10 protein-coding genes and 2 pseudogenes are annotated in these 15,690 nt (G+C 61.3%); 7 read left to right on the top strand and 5 right to left on the bottom strand.

The features are described 5' to 3' along the window. The first annotated feature begins 910 nt into the window (after window positions 1-910). From VDP81_RS15310 to VDP81_RS00760, 4 genes are all read left to right on the top strand, one after another. A complete protein-coding gene (locus VDP81_RS15310; RefSeq protein ID WP_416233235.1) occupies window positions 911-1,348 on the top strand; it encodes a hypothetical protein in 438 nt (145 codons plus the stop codon). 5 nt (window positions 1,349-1,353) lie between these two features. Continuing rightward, window positions 1,354-3,633, top strand: a complete 2,280-nt coding sequence (pbpC, locus tag VDP81_RS00770) for a penicillin-binding protein 1C (protein WP_323011265.1) — start codon at window positions 1,354-1,356, stop codon at window positions 3,631-3,633. A gap of 12 nt (window positions 3,634-3,645) precedes the next feature. Continuing rightward, window positions 3,646-4,218 carry a hypothetical protein gene (locus VDP81_RS00765; RefSeq protein ID WP_322994879.1) on the top strand — a complete coding sequence of 191 codons (573 nt, stop codon included), beginning with the start codon at window positions 3,646-3,648 and terminating at the stop codon, window positions 4,216-4,218. A gap of 122 nt (window positions 4,219-4,340) precedes the next feature. Continuing rightward, a complete protein-coding gene (locus tag VDP81_RS00760) occupies window positions 4,341-5,633 on the top strand; it encodes an aspartate carbamoyltransferase (RefSeq protein WP_322995368.1) in 1,293 nt (430 codons plus the stop codon). Here VDP81_RS00760 and VDP81_RS00755 read toward each other — a convergent pair. From VDP81_RS00755 to VDP81_RS00740, 4 genes and pseudogenes are all read right to left on the bottom strand, one after another. Then, on the bottom strand, window positions 5,630-6,523 hold the full coding sequence (locus VDP81_RS00755; RefSeq protein WP_322994880.1) for a recombination-associated protein RdgC: 894 nt from the start codon (window positions 6,521-6,523) through the stop codon (window positions 5,630-5,632). The two genes, VDP81_RS00760 and VDP81_RS00755, sit on opposite strands and share 4 nt — an antisense overlap. A gap of 87 nt (window positions 6,524-6,610) precedes the next feature. Further along, window positions 6,611-8,240: pseudogene (locus tag VDP81_RS00750) on the bottom strand (MFS transporter). 50 nt (window positions 8,241-8,290) lie between these two features. After that, window positions 8,291-9,751, bottom strand: coding sequence for a sensor histidine kinase (locus VDP81_RS00745; protein WP_322994881.1), 1,461 nt, complete (start codon window positions 9,749-9,751; stop codon window positions 8,291-8,293). Window positions 9,752-9,759: 8 nt separating this feature from the next. Next, window positions 9,760-10,461: a response regulator transcription factor gene (locus VDP81_RS00740; RefSeq protein WP_322994882.1), complete on the bottom strand. Its 702-nt coding sequence runs from the start codon at window positions 10,459-10,461 to the stop codon at window positions 9,760-9,762. A gap of 258 nt (window positions 10,462-10,719) precedes the next feature. Here VDP81_RS00740 and recA point away from each other — a divergent pair, with 258 nt between their 5' ends. Together recA and recX are read left to right on the top strand one after the other, a co-directional pair. Continuing rightward, window positions 10,720-11,814, top strand: coding sequence for a recombinase RecA (gene recA / locus VDP81_RS00735; protein ID WP_322994883.1), 1,095 nt, complete (start codon window positions 10,720-10,722; stop codon window positions 11,812-11,814). Continuing rightward, entirely contained in the window at window positions 11,804-12,265 is a 462-nt protein-coding gene (recX, locus tag VDP81_RS00730) for a recombination regulator RecX (protein ID WP_323011264.1), read from the top strand. The genes recA and recX overlap by 11 nt, the downstream gene beginning before the upstream one ends. Window positions 12,266-12,283: 18 nt before the next feature. On the opposite strand, the pseudogene VDP81_RS00725 reads toward recX, so the two are convergent. Continuing rightward, window positions 12,284-13,202 (bottom strand): annotated as a pseudogene (locus tag VDP81_RS00725) (LysR substrate-binding domain-containing protein). A gap of 103 nt (window positions 13,203-13,305) precedes the next feature. Between VDP81_RS00725 and metE the strand changes: the two are divergent. Continuing rightward, a complete protein-coding gene (metE, locus tag VDP81_RS00720; RefSeq protein WP_322994886.1) occupies window positions 13,306-15,603 on the top strand; it encodes a 5-methyltetrahydropteroyltriglutamate--homocysteine S-methyltransferase in 2,298 nt (765 codons plus the stop codon). Window positions 15,604-15,690: the final 87 nt, after the last annotated feature.

The raw sequence follows: 15,690 nt of genomic DNA, 5'->3' as shown, positions 1-15,690 counted from the left end.
GATTTGATGCAGCGCCTGTCCGCGTACCAGACTGACTCCGGCCTGTTGTCGTATTTTCCGGGTGGGCAGGGCAATGTGGTGCTGACGGCGCAATTGCTGGAAATCTCGACCTATGCCCAGGCCTTGGGCTGGCCGCTGGCCTTGCCCGATCAGGCACGGGAATCCATGTTGTCGGCCCTGCAGGACTTTGTCCTGGGGCAGCTTGACGAAAATGCCTGGGCGCCGGTACAGGATCTTTTCTGGCGCAAGCTGATTGCCATCAACGCACTGGCCCTGGCGGATGCCTGGCAGCCAGGCATGCTGGATAGTTTTGCGCTGGATGTCAGTGATTGGCCCACGGCGGCGGTGGTGACCTGGCTGTCGATTTTGCAGCATGTGCCCCAGTTGGCTGATCGCCAGGCCTTACTGGCGCAGACGGATGCGGTATTGCGGGCGCGGCTGCGGCGGCATGGCACGACGCTGGTGGTTGCCGATGACAGCGCCGATAGCGGTTGGTGGCTGATGAGCAACGCCGCCACTGCCCAGGCGCGATTGCTGCTGGCCGTGCTGCAGCGCCCGTCCTGGAAGGCAGATGTTTCGCGCCTGCTGACGGGCTTGTTGTCCCTGCAGCAACAGGGGGCCTGGACCACCACCAGCGCCAATGTGCTTGGGGTGCTGGCGGTGAATCAGACCGCTCAGGGTATCGAGTCCCTGGCGGGCCAAGGGACTGTCAGGGTGCATCTGGCCCCGCAGGCTGCCCAGCAGTTGAGGTGGGCCGAGATGCCCGAGACCGCCGGGGTGCGCCACCAGTCGGTGGACCTGCCTTGGCCGCAGGCGGGCCAAGGCACAGTCGAATTGCAGCAGCAGGGCGAGGGTAGCGGCTGGGCCACGGTGACTGCCCGCGCCGCCATTCCTCAGACCAAGCCGGTGGATGCCGGCATGCGGCTGGAACGCCGCATGGTGCCGGTGTCCCAGGCGCAGCCTGGACGCTGGTCGGTGGGTGATATCTATCGGGTGCAGTTACGTATTCATAGTCGGGAAGCGACTGTCTGGGCGGTCATCAGCGATCCAGTGCCAGCCGGTGCCACGATTCTGGGTGGTGGCCTGGGGGGGGGACTCCCTGATTGCTACTCAGGGCGAATCCGCAGACCAGTCGTATTGGGATCGTCCGACCTATATCGAGCGCGATGCAGGCATGTATCGCGCCTACTACGAGGTGCTGGATGCTGGTGTCCAGGTGCTGGAGTACACGGTGCGCATCAATGTGCCGGGGGATTACCAGCTTCCACCCACTCGGGTAGAGGCCTTGTACCAGCCGGATGTGTTTGGCAGCCTGCCTAACGGCGCTTTTGTCGTGCAGCCGGATTGATGAATATGCGGTGGATTTGTGGTCGGGCGGCCCAGCGTCTGGCCTTGTGCCTTGCGATGCTGTTGGGGCTCCCAGGTGCCCCCGCCCAGGCCCTGATGCCCCTGGCGGCAGCCGGGCAGCCCGCAGCGCCTGACGATTTGCTCCAGATTAGGACCGAGATTCCGGCCTATGCCGCCGTGGTGGCAGCCTGGCAGCCTTCCGATGTGCGTGTGCTGGCGACGAACGGTTCTGTCATCCAGCGGATACGCACGGATTATTCGGCTCGCCGGGGGGATTGGCTGGCCTTGTCCGATGTTTCAGTGGCGCTGCAGCATGCCGTCGTGCGCTCCGAGGACCATCGCTTCTATGAACACGCGGGGGTAGACTGGATGGCCAGTGCCGCCGCGGCCTGGTCATTTGTGTGGGGCGATGGGCAGCGTGGGGCCTCGACCCTGAGCATGCAGCTGGCCGCGATGCTGGATCCCGCCCTGCAGCGTGGTCCGGGGGGACGGGGCTTTGGGCAAAAATGGGACCAGATGCAAGCCGCCCGCCAGTTGGAGACCGATTGGACCAAACCTCAAATCCTGGAGGCCTATCTCAATCTGGCTGCCTATCGCGGCGAGCTGGTTGGGGTGGATGCCTTGGCCCGCGTCATGTTCCAGAAGCAGGCCTCTGGCCTGACACTCAAAGAATCCGTGCTGGCGGCGGTCTTGCTGCGTGGCCCAAATGCCAGTGTTCCGCTGCTGGCGCGGCGCAGTTGCGCTTTGCTGCAGGATTTGGGGCGCCCCGAGGAGTGCAGCAATTTACGGGATTTCATCCGCGTGGCGCTGGCGCGTGCGCAGTCCAGGCGGTTTGATGCGCCTGGGCTGGCCCCGCATTGGGCGCGTGCCTTGTTGGCAGCCGGGCAGGTTCCGCGGCGCGGGGATCTGCAGACCAGCCTGAATGCGGATTTGCAGGCTTTGGCGGTGGCGTCTGTGCGGCGGCACTTGCTGGAATTGCGCGGCACCGGGGTGACCGATGCCGCCGTGGTGGTGCTGGATAATCGCACTGGAGAGGTGCTGGCCTATGTCGGCTCGTCCGGTGGCTTGTCGGATGCGGCCCAGGTGGACCATGCCCAGGCCTTGCGCCAGGCGGGCTCCACGCTGAAACCCTTTCTCTATGCCCTGGCGCTGGATCAGCAGCGGCTGACGGCCGCTTCTTTGCTGGATGATCGTCCGCTGGATCTTGCTGTGGGTGGGGGATTATATGTGCCGGATAACTATGACCATCGCTTCAGTGGCTGGGTCAGTGTACGGACGGCGTTGGCGTCGTCGTTGAACATCCCGGCAGTGCGTACCCTGCTGATGGTGGGGCCGGATGTGCTGACGCAGCGTCTGACGGCCTTGGGTCTGCCCTTGGTGCATGCCGGTGACTACTATGGCTATAGCTTGGCCTTGGGGTCGGCGGATGTGACCTTATTGTCGCTGAGCAATGCCTACCGGGCATTGGCGCGAGGCGGCGAATACGCGCCGGTTTCCTGGGTAGATACGCATCAGGCTGGTCGACAGACCGGGCTGCCCTTGTTCACGCCCGGAGCCGCCTGGATTGTCGGGGACATTTTGTCGGATCGCCAGGCGCGCGCGCGGACCTTTGGCCTGGACAGTCCACTGTCCACGCGCATCTGGTCTGCGGTCAAGACCGGCACCAGCCGGGATATGCGCGACAACTGGTGCCTGGGCTGGTCAGCGCACCATACGGTCGGGGTCTGGGTGGGCAATAGCGCCGGGGCCAGCATGCGCCAAGTCTCGGGGGTCAGCGGAGCCGGGCCGATTTGGCATGACCTGATGGAATGGCTGGCGCAGTCCCAACTCTCGAGTGAGAGGGGGCAGCCTGCGATACCGGCTGACGTGGTGACGCAGCCCGTGCATTTTGGGGCCGGGATAGAGCCTGATCGCACGGAGTTTTTTCTGGGGGATACGGCCCAGGCGGTTTTTATGCCGCCTGCTTCGCCGCCTGGTCGTGCCCGGATTGCCCAGCCGGTGGATGGAACGGTGCTGGCGCTGGACCCGGATATTCCGATGAGTCGCCAGCGGATGCCGCTGCGTGCCGTGGATGCCCTGTCGCGCCCGGTGAGCCAGGTGCGCTGGCTGCTGGACGGGGTGTTGTATGGCGTGGGATCTGTCCCTGATTGGGTGCCCAGGCCGGGGCATTATGTTTTTGAACTGCAGGACCTGCAAGGTCAGCGTCTGGATCGTGCGGGGGTGACGGTGCGGGCTGGCGGCCCTATGTTCGGAAATATGTCATCATCGGGGCTCATGGAACCTTAAAAGGACGTCACGATGCCGCGTCTCCCTCAAAGCGCACGTCTTGCTCTGGTGGTTTTGCTGCTGGGTGCCTTGGCCGCCTGCCAGACGCCATCCGCCCTCATGTCGCAGGCCCCTGCGCCAGAAAAAGGAAATCAATCCCCCCTGGGCACATCCGCAGTGCAGGGCTCGACTCAGGTCGGCCCCATCCAGTCCCTGGAAAACACCCGAGAGGCTGTGGATCTGCGGGTATTCCTGGCCGATAGCAAGGCCCGGCCGGGCTGGACGCCCGTCCCTTTGCAGCCCAAGGGCATATTGTATGTACGGACGGACGCCATTATTGACCGTAGCGATCTGATGGGCATTCAATCCGCCACTGACCAGGCTGGCGGTGGTTTGCTGGTGCTGATCCTGACGGATGCTGGGCTGGAAAAACTGCGTACTGTCACGGCGGCCAATCCTGGCTTGCGCCTGGCCTTGGTGGTGGGGAAAATGATGTTGGCTGCCCCTACGTATGCCGCACCCATCCACGCACAGAAGCTTGCCTTTGCGGTGGGCTCGGTGCATAACGCCGAGGTTGCCGCCAGGTCGGTGGCCGGTGTGCCCTAGGTTGGCGGCGGCGCGGCTGAATCGTTGCTTTTTTGTTGACTGTGCAAATTAGGCGATGATTTTACTTGCCTGATGTCCATGCTATCGGTAAAAATCTACGCATTGCGTATATGGAGCCTATGATGGCAGTCTCTCAACAAGTCTTTCTGCGTGATGCCATGCGTCGCCTCAACCTGACCCGGGACGTGTTTGCCGCACGGATCGGGGTAAAACGCCGCGCCTTGGACACCTGGCTGCTGCCGGAGGAATCCCAGGAGGCCCGCAGCATGCCCGAAGTAGTCTCGCGCTTCGTCACTGAAATCGTCGAAAACGGGGCCTTGCTGGAAAAATATGCGCAAAGCGCACAATCTGGTTCTTTGCGGGATCGGATTGCAGTCGATAATAAACATCAGTTGCTGTCCGTCGATCAGTTCAGCCGCGAATCCGTCGAGGATTTGTTTCGGGTGGCCGATCTGATGCAGCCGATTGCACGGCGTCAAAAGGTTTCCCGAGTCCTTGAGGGGGCCGTGCTGGGGAACCTGTTCTTCGAGGCCAGCACCCGCACCCGGGTCAGCTTCGGGGCTGCGTTTTGCCGCTTGGGAGGCTCGGTGTGCGATACCACGGGCTTTACTTTTTCCTCTATGGCGAAGGGCGAATCCATTTATGACACCAGCCGTGTCATGAGCGGCTATGTGGATGCCATGGTGATCCGCCATCCCGATAAGGGCTCGGTAGCCGAATTTGCCGCAGCCACCAATATTCCCGTGGTCAACGGCGGTGATGGCGCAGGCGAACACCCTAGCCAGGCCTTGCTGGATCTCTACACGATTTTGACCGAGTTTTCCCGCCTGGGAAAACTGCTGGATGGTGCGCATATCGCCATGACGGGCGACCTGAAGTATGGCCGCACTGTGCATTCGCTGATCAAGCTGCTGGCCCTGTACCGGGGGTTGAAATTCACCCTGATTTCACCGCCGGGCCTGGAAATGCCGGAACACCTGCTGGAAAAGGCGGCCAAGAACGGTCACGTCATCGAGCAGACGCATGATCTGGCAACCGGCCTGAAAGGCGCGGATGTGATTTATGCTACGCGGGTACAAAAAGAGCGCTTCAGCGGCGAGAGCCTGGAAGGCTATTCGGCCGAGTTCCAGGTCAATCGGGCCATCGTGGACGCTTGCTGCGGGCCGGATGTGATCGTCATGCATCCCTTGCCGCGCGACAGCCGCGAAGGCGCCCATGATCTCAGCACCGACTTGAACCATGATTCCCGTCTGGCGATCTTTCGCCAGGCCGATAATGGCATTCCGGTCCGGATGGCGATTTTTGCGGTGCTGCTAGGCGTAGAAGGCCTGGTGCAGCATTCATTGCGGGATGTGACCTGGGCGCCGCCTTCGCACATCGGACCGGATGACAGTGTGTTTCACGGGATGGACTAGGCTTTTTCGCCCAGCACCGTCACGAGGTCATTCAGCATGCGGGCCAGTTCGCCCGTCATCAGGGCGAAATCGGCGTCGAATTGCTCGGCTTCATTGGCGGCCTGGGCGTCCTGGTGTTCCTTCAGGATATCCAGCGGGGCGACCCGCTTGATGTCCAGGTTGTCCGTCAGCACAAAGGATACGCGGTCGTTCCAGGTCATGGCCAGGCGGGTGCATTGCTTGCCCGCTTCGATGTGGCGGCGTACTTCGTCGGCATCCACGCTTTGGCGCACATAGCGCACGGTGGCGCGCGACTCGCCCGTCGAGCGCAGTTCTGTGTCCTGATCGATGGTGAACCCTGCCGGGGCTTCATTTTCGCTGAGCCATAGCGTCATGGCGGCGGCGGGTGACATCTCGACGTGCAGCGGCACGATGGGAAACGGAGTCATGGTCTTGGCCAGCAGGCCCAGGATCTCGTCGCTGCGGGCGGTGGCTGCCGCGTCAATCGCGACCCAGCGGTTGACTGTGTCGATCCAGGCCCGGGTATCGTGGGCAATGACAAAGGCGCGGGGCAGCAGCTCCATCGTCATTTGTTCCTTGATTTCCTTCATTTGCTTGCGCCCGGGCTTGTAGCCCTGCTGTTCTTCAATCTGGATGGCGCGGGCTTTGCTGGCCTGATTGATCACAGTGGTGGGCAGCAGTTTTTTTTCGGTTTGCAGGCGCAGCAGGAACTGGCCGTGCTGTCCGTAGACCAGGCCGCTGTCATCGCGCGGCGGCATCCAGCCCGAGGTCTGGCTATCCTGGCTGCTGCCGGGGCGAAAGGCCAGGGGCTCCAGGGCGGCTTCCAGATCGGACATCGTCAGTTGGACATCGGGGGCAAGGCGGTAGAGCTTGAGATTCTTGAACCACATGGTCGTGTCAGGTCAGGCAAGGATAAGAAGGGCCTTGATTGTACGCGATGGTTTTGGTGAGTTTGCGGTAGGGCGCGTGCGGGGCCTCTAGGGGGCGTCCAGGTCATTGTGGCGCGTCTCGCGCACAAACAACGTGCCCACCACCAGGGTCATGACGCAAACAATGATGGGATACCACAGGCCGTCATACATATTGCCGGTGGTGGCCACGGTGGCAAAAGCCACCGGCGGCAGGAATCCTCCGAACCAGCCATTGCCGATATGATAGGGGACGCTCATGGAGGTATAGCGGATGCGGGTAGGAAACATCTCGACCAGCATGGCGGCGATGGGGCCGTACACCATGGTGACCAGCAGCACCAGGAAAAACAGCAGCGCCAGCACCATGATGTAGTTGATCTGGGATGGATCGGCATAGGCGGGGTAGCCGTGGCTGCGCACTGCGTAGGTCAGCGCCGCTTGTAGCTCGGTGCTGCGTTCGGCAAATTCCGCTCGCGATAAGTCTGTGCCTTCGAAGGAATCGATCCGCTGAGTGCCGACCAAGGCATAGGCAACCGTGCCGTCAGGCGCTGGCTGGTTGACGTAATGGACCGAATGAGAGGCCATGAAGCCCTTCAGGAGATCGCAAGAACTGGTGAACAATGCCGTGCCGATGGGGTTGAACTGCAAGACGCAGTTATTCGGGTCGGCGACCACATAGACGGGGGCGTTTTGCTGGGCGCGTTCCAGCGCAGGGTTGGCATAGTGGGTCAGGCCCTTGAAGACCGGGAAGTACGTCAGGCAGGCAATCAGGCAGCCGGCCATGATGATGGGCTTGCGCCCAATGCGGTCGGACAGGGCGCCGAACACCAGAAAAAACGGACAGGCCAGCAGCAGCGACATGGCCACCAGCACATTGGCGATATTGGCGTTCACCCCCAGGGCTTCGGTCAGGAAATACAGGGCATAGAACTGTCCGGTATACCAGACGACTGCCTGACCAGCCGTCAGGCCGATCAGGGCCAGCAGAATCAATCGCAGATTGCGCCTGCGGCCAAAGGCTTCCTTGATGGGCGCGCGGGACACCAGGCCTTCGGATTTCATGCGGGTAAAGGCCGGGGATTCGTGCAGCCGCAGCCGAATCCAGACGGAAATCACCAGCAGCAGCACAGAAATCAGGAATGGCACCCGCCAGCCCCAGGCTTCAAAGGCCTCGTTGCCCAGGGTGGCGCGGGTGCCCAACACCACCACCAAGGACAGAAACATGCCGGTGGTGGCAGTCGTCTGTATCCAACTGGTAAAAAATCCGCGGCGGTGGTTGGGCGCGTGTTCGGCCACATAGACCGCAGCCCCGCCGTATTCCCCCCCCCAGCGCCAGGCCCTGCAGCAGTCGCAGCAGCAATAGGATCAGGGGAGCGGCTGTGCCGATGGAGGCCGATGAGGGCAGCACCCCCACCAGAAAAGTGGAGAGCCCCATGATCAGGATGGAGACGACAAAGGCGTATTTGCGTCCCACCATATCGCCCAGACGGCCAAACACCAAGGCGCCAAAAGGCCGCACGGCAAAGCCGGCGGCAAATGTCAGCAATGCAAAGATAAAGCCGGCGGTGGGGTTGACCCCGGAGAAAAAGTGCTGGGCGATGATGGCTGCCAGCGAGCCGTAAATATAAAAGTCATACCATTCAAAGACTGTGCCCATGGAGGACGCCAGGATGACCCGGCGTTCTTCGTGGGTCATGGGGCGGCGCTCGTTATCGTTGGGGTCAGACATCATGAAAGAGCTGGATTTCATGTGCGGGTCCTGGGGATCTGGTCGCGTGGGAAGGATATGCGCAAGCGGGTCCCGGCGCTGGTGGGATCGCTGTGGTTGCCGGGTGGCAGGAACGCGATGGTGGCCTGATGGTGGTCGGCGACTTCGCGCACGATGGCCAGACCCAGTCCGCTGCCTTCGGCTTGTTGGCCTAATATTCGATAGAAGCGATCAAAGACCTGGGTTTGCTCGTCAGGATGAATGCCAGGCCCGGTGTCCTGGACCTCCAGGCAGATACGCTGGTCGCCATCGGCCAGGACGCGGACGGTGACTTGGCCGCCAGCCGGGGTATAGATCAGGGCATTGTCGATCAGGTTGTTCAGTAGTTCTTGCACCATGGTGCGGTTGCCGAAGATGGGGAGCGGCTGATCGGACGATTCAAAGCCCAGATCGATGTCATGCTTGATCGCATTGGCGACCCAGTTGCTGGTGGTTTCTGCGGCCAGGGTATTCAAGTCCAGTTGTTCAGTCGTGCGGGACTGGGTCGGGTCCAGGGACTCGGCACGGGCCAGCAAGAGTAGTTGGTTGACCAGCCGGGTGGCGCGTTGCGAACCCGTAATCAATTGTTGCAAACTATCGCGCATGCGGGTGGGTTCGTGCTCGCGCAGCGCGATTTCGCATTGGGTGCGGATGCCCGCCAATGGGGTTTTAAGCTGATGCGCCGCGTTGGCCACAAAGCGCCGCTGGGACTCGATCGAGGCCGCCAGGCGTTGCAGCACGTTGTTCATGGCAGAAATCAGCGGCACGATTTCGGCGGGGGCCAGGTCGTCGCGGATCGGGGACAGGTCGCTGGGTTTGCGTCGTCGCATATGTTCTTGCAGCAGGCTCAGGGGCTCCAGGCCCTGAGTCAAACCCAGTCCGGCCAGCATGGCCGCCAGCGGCAAAATAATCAGTTGCGGTGTCAGCATCCCGGTCAGAATTTCTTGCTGCAAGGTGGCGCGGGCTTCGGCGGATTCGGCCACGACAGTCAAAAATCCCGTGCCGTCACGGTCGCGCCCGCCCCATATATAGGCGATGCGGATAGCGCGGTGGTTCAGCGTGGCGTTGCGATAGCGGATCTGGTCAATGTCATACGTCCAGTTCTGGGGGGTGGGGATGCTGGCGTCGCCCGCGATCAGATGGCCATTGGCGTCCAGGATCTGCCAGGTGGCGGGGGTGTCCTCGGTGTTGCCCGTCAGCACGGTGCGGGCGGACTCGGATAGGACAACGCCCTGTTTCAGGCGCTGTTGCTCGACCTCGTGGCGCAGCAGGCGCAGGTGGCTGGCCAGCGTGCGGTCGTAGGGCGAATTGGCGATATTCAGGGAAATAAAATAGGTGATGACGATGCCAACCGACCAAAGGACGAACAGCGGCACAATCATCCACAACAAAATGCGGCCCAATAGCGTTGTGTGGCGCCTGGGCCGTGATTTGTTTGCCGGGTTCCGGTTGGCAAACATGGATGGCATCAACCCACGGCAGCGGCGTCGGCCACTCGGCTGCGGCCTTCTGGCTCTAGGCAATATCCCAGGCCGCGCACCGTCAGAATATGAATGTCGGCGGGCTCGATTTTTTTGCGCAGGCGATGAATATAGACCTCGATGGCATTGGTGGTGACTTCTTCGCCCCATTCGCACAGCAAGTCGACGAGCTGGTGTTTGCTGATCATGCGGCCGCTGCGCGATAGAAAGATTTCCAGCAGGCTGGTTTCGCGGGCAGAGAGTTCGAGGGGAGCGTCGTCGATGGTGGCGATGCGGCCATTCAGGTCAAAGGCCAGGCGGCCATGGCGCAGGGTCGAAGCGCGCCCGCCCCCGTGGCGGCGGATCAAGGCACGCACCCGGGCTTCGAGTTCAGTGAGTGCAAAGGGCTTGGACATATAGTCATCGGCACCCAGGTCCAGGCCTTCGACGCGCTGTTCGATGGAATCGGCTGCGGTCAGGATCAGCACGGGCAGGGGAGTGCCGCGCTGGCGTAATTTACGCAGCACGGACAGGCCGTTCAGCTTGGGCAGGCCCAAGTCTAAAATCAATAGGTCGAAGCTTTGCAGTTGCAAGGCGGAATCAGCGCTGGACCCGTCGTGGACTACATCCACGGCATAGCCGTCGTAGCGCAGCGATCGGGACAGTCCATCCGCAAGAATACTGTCGTCCTCGGCAATCAGGATACGCATGGCGGGAATGACATCCAGGGTATGGGAGATGGTGGCCAGGGGAAGAAAGTGCTAGTCACCCGGATGTTGCTGATTGTCTCATGGGTGTCACCCAGCGTCATTTAGGGTTAACGATGGCGATAAAGGAAGGATACTGGCCCATGGATTGGCAAAGACTGGGACAAGTCCAGCACAACTGTTGATTTATACAGTATAATTTAATGCCATAATTTCCCTATGACCGCATTTAAATCTCCCCCGAAAAAAAGGAACCCCTCCATGGACGAACGCACCGGCAAGGCCAACCCTGAACGTGCCAAAGCGCTTGCCGCCGCGCTGTCGCAAATCGAAAAGCAGTTTGGCAAAGGCTCGATCATGCGTTATGGCGATAACCAGATCGAACACGATATTCAGGTGGTATCCACCGGCTCGCTGGGGCTGGATATCGCCCTGGGCGTCGGTGGTTTGCCTCGTGGCCGCGTCGTCGAAGTCTACGGCCCGGAATCCTCCGGCAAGACGACGCTGACGCTTCAGGTCATCGCTGAAATGCAAAAAATCGGCGGCACCTGCGCTTTTGTCGACGCCGAACACGCGCTCGACGTCCAGTATGCCTCGCGCCTCGGGGTCAGCCTCGAAGACCTGCTGATTTCCCAGCCCGACACCGGCGAACAGGCCCTTGAAATCACCGATGCCCTGGTGCGCTCCGGGTCGGTCGACCTCATCGTCATCGATTCGGTCGCGGCGTTGGTTCCAAAGGCCGAAATCGAAGGCGACATGGGGGATTCCCTGCCCGGTCTGCAGGCCCGCCTCATGAGCCAGGCCCTGCGTAAACTCACCGCCAACATCAAGCGCGCCAATTGCATGGTGATCTTCATCAACCAGATCCGCATGAAGATCGGCGTGATGTTCGGCAATCCGGAAACCACCACGGGGGGCAATGCGCTTAAATTCTATTCGTCGGTGCGCCTGGATATCCGCCGTATCGGTGCCATTAAAAAAGGCGACGAAGTCGTGGGCAACGAAACCCGCGTCAAAGTCGTCAAAAACAAGGTGGCGCCTCCTTTCAAACAGGTCGAATTCGACATCATGTACGGCATGGGCATCTCCCGCGAGGGCGAAATCATCGATCTGGGGGTACAGGCCGGCTTCGTCGACAAGGCCGGTGCCTGGTATAGCTACGAAGGCACCCGCATTGGCCAGGGTAAGGACAATGTCCGCGAATACCTGAAAGAACATCCCGATCTCGCCTTTGAAATCGAAAACAAGGTCCGCGAACAGCACGGTGTCACCCTGCGTGCCGAGCCCGCTCCCGGTCGGCCCACCGCACCTGCACCTGCGGACGCAGGTTCCGCCCCGGTTGCGGATGCAGAATAAGCCGGGCCGCCCAGGCCCCAGCCTGAAGGCCAGGGCCATCGCCTATCTCTCCAGGCGCGAGCACTCGCGCCTGGAGCTGCAGCAAAAACTCTCTGCCTATTCCGATGATTCCGACGCCATCCAAGCCGTATTGGACGCCCTGGAAAAAGACCACTGGCAGTCCGACCAGCGCTATGCCCAGGCGTATGCGCACCGTACTGCCGCCCGTCAGGGCACGCGACGTATCCTGGGCGCCTTGCGCCAGCAGGGGCTGGATGACACTCAGTTGGCCGACATCCAGGACACCCTGCAAGCCACCGAATTTTCCCGTGCACAGGATGTCTGGCAAAAAAAATTTGCGGCGCCGCCCCTGGACGCTCGGGACTACGCCCGCCAGTATCGGTTTTTGGCGGGGCGCGGCTTTTCAGGCGATGTCATCAGCCGCCTGCTGTCGGGCCGATCAGATCACTAGGGGGCGGCTGCCCTCTGATTAGCCGACAGCATGCCGGATACCAGGCAGAGTCTCGAAACAAATCTTTCTGGCCTGCTCCAGAAACGCTTGCATATAAGGCGTTTCGGCATCTTCCGCCCGGTTGCCTGCCTGCAAGGTCCGCCAGATGCCGCCGCCCAGGCGGCAGATGCGCAGACCGGGCAGGTTTTTGTATTCATCCAACGCCCAACTGGGTAGCGCGGCCACCCCTCGGCCGCTGGCCACCAATTGCACAATCATCGGGGTCAACTCGGCGGTGCGAATCGCTGTGGGCTCGATGCCAACCGGGTCCAGAAACGTCGTGAAGATATCCAGTCGGCTGCGATCCACCGGATAGGTAATCAACACTTGTTCGGCCAGATCCTCTGGCCTGATCTCCTGGGCTGTGCCCAGCGGCCCTTGGCTGGATACCGCCAGGACTAACTCGTAGGAAAACAAAGGCGTATACAGCACGCCGTCCAGTGTTTCCGGATCGGACGTGATCACCACATCCAGATCGCCTCGGGTGAGGGCAGGCAAGGGCGCGAACGAAAATGCGGCGGACAGGTCCAGCGAGACTTTCGGGCCAGTCTTTACGAAAGGCGTCCAGCGTCGGCATCAGCCACTGAAAGCACGAGTGGCAATCGATGGCCACGTGCAGCCGCCCTGCGTGCCCGGCAGACAGGCGACGCAGCTCCAGTTCGGCGGCGCGCACACGGGGCAAGACATCTTCTGCCAGCGCCACCAGGCGCAGCCCGGCGGTGGTCAGGCGGGCAGGGCGGGTGCGGCGATTCAGCAAAGGAGTCTTCAGGCGGACTTCCAGGTCGCGCAGTTGGTGGGATAGGGCGGACTGGGTGACGTACAGGCGCTCAGCGGCTTCTTGCAGGCTGCCCCCGTCCCGAATCGCCAGCAAGGTTTCCAGGTGTCGAATCTCTAGCATGAATATTTCTCATGTAATAAGTGTGTGATTTGATTTTTTATTCGGCGTGCTTCCGTGCACAATACTGTTCATTGAGTAGTATTAATATTAACAGGGGCACAGCATGACAATTATTCATAATCTTGGTTTTCCGCGTGTTGGGGCAGCGCGCGAACTGAAACGGGCACAAGAAGCCTATTGGGCAGGCAAGGTCGATCAAGCCAGCCTGCTGGCGACCGGGCGTGAATTGCGGGCGCGCCACTGGGCGGCCCAGGCCCAGGCTGGCTTGCAATGGGTGCCAGTGGGGGATTTTGCCTGGTATGACCAGATTTTGGAGTGGACGACTTTGCTGGGTGCCGTACCCGCCCGTTTTGGTCAGCCCGACGATGCGCCCGTGGCACTGGATACCCTGTTTCGGATGGCGCGTGGCCGTGCGCCTTCGGGCACGCCTGCAGCAGCTTGCGAAATGACCAAATGGTTCGATACCAACTATCACTATATTGTGCCCGAACTGCATCCGGGCCAGACTTACCGGATCGCCAACGAAGCCCTGTTCGAGCAGGTGGCGGAAGCCCAGGCCCTGGGTTATCAGGCACGACCCGTGATTCCCGGCCCCCTGACCTGGCTGTGGCTGGGGAAGGGTGATGCTTTTGCCGATGGCGTGGCAGATGCCGCCAAATTGGATTTGCTGGATGCGCTGCTGCCCGTCTATGAGCAGGTGCTGCAGCGCCTGGCCGCCCAGGGTGTGGATTGGGTGCAGGTGGACGAGCCTGTTTTGGTGCTTGATCTGCCGGCCGCCTGGCAACAGGCATACGCTCAGGTTTATCAACGCCTGTCCACCCAAGGCCCCAAGCTTTTGCTGACGACGTATTTTGGTGGGGTTGAAGCAAATCTGGACACGATCCGCGCCTTGCCGGTGCAGGGCCTGCATATTGATCTGGTGCGTGCGCCGACCCAGTTGGATGCGGTGCTGAGCGCCGTCCGTGCGGATCAGGTGCTGTCGCTGGGGGTCATCGACGGGCGCAACGTTTGGCGGGCCGACCTGGAGCGGATTCAGACGCAGATCCAGGCCGCGGTACAGGTCTTGGGGGCGCGTTTGTGGTTGGCGCCGTCTTGCTCTTTGTTGCACTCACCCATCGATTTGGCCCTGGAAACGGGCTTGGACGCAGAGTTGCGCAGTTGGTTGTCGTTTGCCATCCAGAAGTTGGATGAATTGCGTCTATTGCGTGCTGCCGTGGATGGGACAGCCAGCGCAGCGGATAATCAGGCATTCGAAGAAGCACGCCGGGCCGTCAGCAATCGGGCCAGTTCGCCGCGTATTCATCGGCAGGACGTGGCGCAGCGCCTGGCCGGTGCTGCACAAATCAGTCGGGATCGCACCCCTTTTGCCCAGCGCATTCAGGCCCAGCAGCAACGCCTGGATCTGCCGCCGTATCCCACCACCACGATCGGGTCTTTCCCGCAGACCACCGAGATCCGCAGCTTGCGTCGAGACTGGCGGGCCGGGTCGCTGGGTGACGCCGCCTACGAGAAAGCCATCCGCGAGGAAATCGAACGTGTGGTCCGTTTCCAAGAAGAAATCGGCCTGGATGTGCTGGTGCACGGTGAGCCGGAACGCAACGACATGGTGGAATATTTCGGCGAACTGCTGGCCGGCTTTGCCTTCACGGCTTTTGGCTGGGTGCAGAGCTACGGTTCCCGCTGCGTCAAACCGCCGTTGATTTTTGGCGATGTGGCCCGTTTGGCCCCGATGACCGTGGCGTGGTCGGCCTACGCCCAGTCGCTGACGGATAAACCTGTCAAGGGCATGCTGACTGGTCCGGTGACCATTTTGCAGTGGTCTTTCGTGCGCGATGATCAACCGCGTGAGCAGACCTGCCGCCAGATCGCCTTGGCGCTGCGCGACGAGGTGCAGGACCTGGAGGCGGCAGGCATCACCGTGATCCAGATCGACGAGCCGGCCTTCCGCGAAGGCCTGCCGCTGCGCAGTCGCGATTGGGCTACCTACCTGGACTGGGCGGTGGACAGCTTCCGCTTGAGCACCAGCGGGGTCAAGGACGACACCCAGATTCATACCCATATGTGCTATTCGGAGTTCAATGACATCATCCAGGCGATTGCTGCCATGGATGCCGATGTGATCACGATCGAAACGTCGCGTTCGAACATGGAATTGCTGGGCGCCTTCGAGGACTTCGCCTATCCCAACGATATCGGTCCCGGGGTATACGATATTCATTCGCCCAACGTGCCCAAGCAAGAATGGATGATCGACTTGATGCATAAGGCAGCCCAGCGCTTGCCGGCCGAGCGTCTGTGGGTCAATCCGGATTGCGGCCTGAAGACCCGTGGCTGGCCCGAAACACGGGCTGCACTGGAGTCCATGGTGCACGCGGCACAGGCCTTGCGCCAAGCCGCCTGATTCCCGCCCGCAGGCCTGGCGCTGTGCGCGGCCCGCTTCCCCCAATCGGGGGAGCCGGGCCGTTGGCACATAAGCAAATGCTTATGC

The sequence above is a fragment of the Castellaniella sp. genome, from assembly GCF_034675845.1.
Lineage (GTDB): Bacteria > Pseudomonadota > Gammaproteobacteria > Burkholderiales > Burkholderiaceae_B > Castellaniella.
The sequence above is the reverse complement of the archived record's forward strand: the minus strand, read 5'-3'. Positions and strand labels throughout refer to the sequence as shown.

Coding starts and splice junctions, on each gene's coding strand:
- VDP81_RS15310 (WP_416233235.1), top strand. CDS start 911: ATGCCGGCATGCGGCTGGAACGCCGCATGGTGCCGGTGTCCCAGGCGC.
- pbpC (WP_323011265.1), top strand. CDS start 1,354: ATGCGGTGGATTTGTGGTCGGGCGGCCCAGCGTCTGGCCTTGTGCCTT.
- VDP81_RS00765 (WP_322994879.1), top strand. CDS start 3,646: ATGCCGCGTCTCCCTCAAAGCGCACGTCTTGCTCTGGTGGTTTTGCTG.
- VDP81_RS00760 (WP_322995368.1), top strand. CDS start 4,341: ATGGCAGTCTCTCAACAAGTCTTTCTGCGTGATGCCATGCGTCGCCTC.
- VDP81_RS00755 (WP_322994880.1), bottom strand. CDS start 6,523: ATGTGGTTCAAGAATCTCAAGCTCTACCGCCTTGCCCCCGATGTCCAA.
- VDP81_RS00745 (WP_322994881.1), bottom strand. CDS start 9,751: ATGTTTGCCAACCGGAACCCGGCAAACAAATCACGGCCCAGGCGCCAC.
- VDP81_RS00740 (WP_322994882.1), bottom strand. CDS start 10,461: ATGCGTATCCTGATTGCCGAGGACGACAGTATTCTTGCGGATGGACTG.
- recA (WP_322994883.1), top strand. CDS start 10,720: ATGGACGAACGCACCGGCAAGGCCAACCCTGAACGTGCCAAAGCGCTT.
- recX (WP_323011264.1), top strand. CDS start 11,804: ATGCAGAATAAGCCGGGCCGCCCAGGCCCCAGCCTGAAGGCCAGGGCC.
- metE (WP_322994886.1), top strand. CDS start 13,306: ATGACAATTATTCATAATCTTGGTTTTCCGCGTGTTGGGGCAGCGCGC.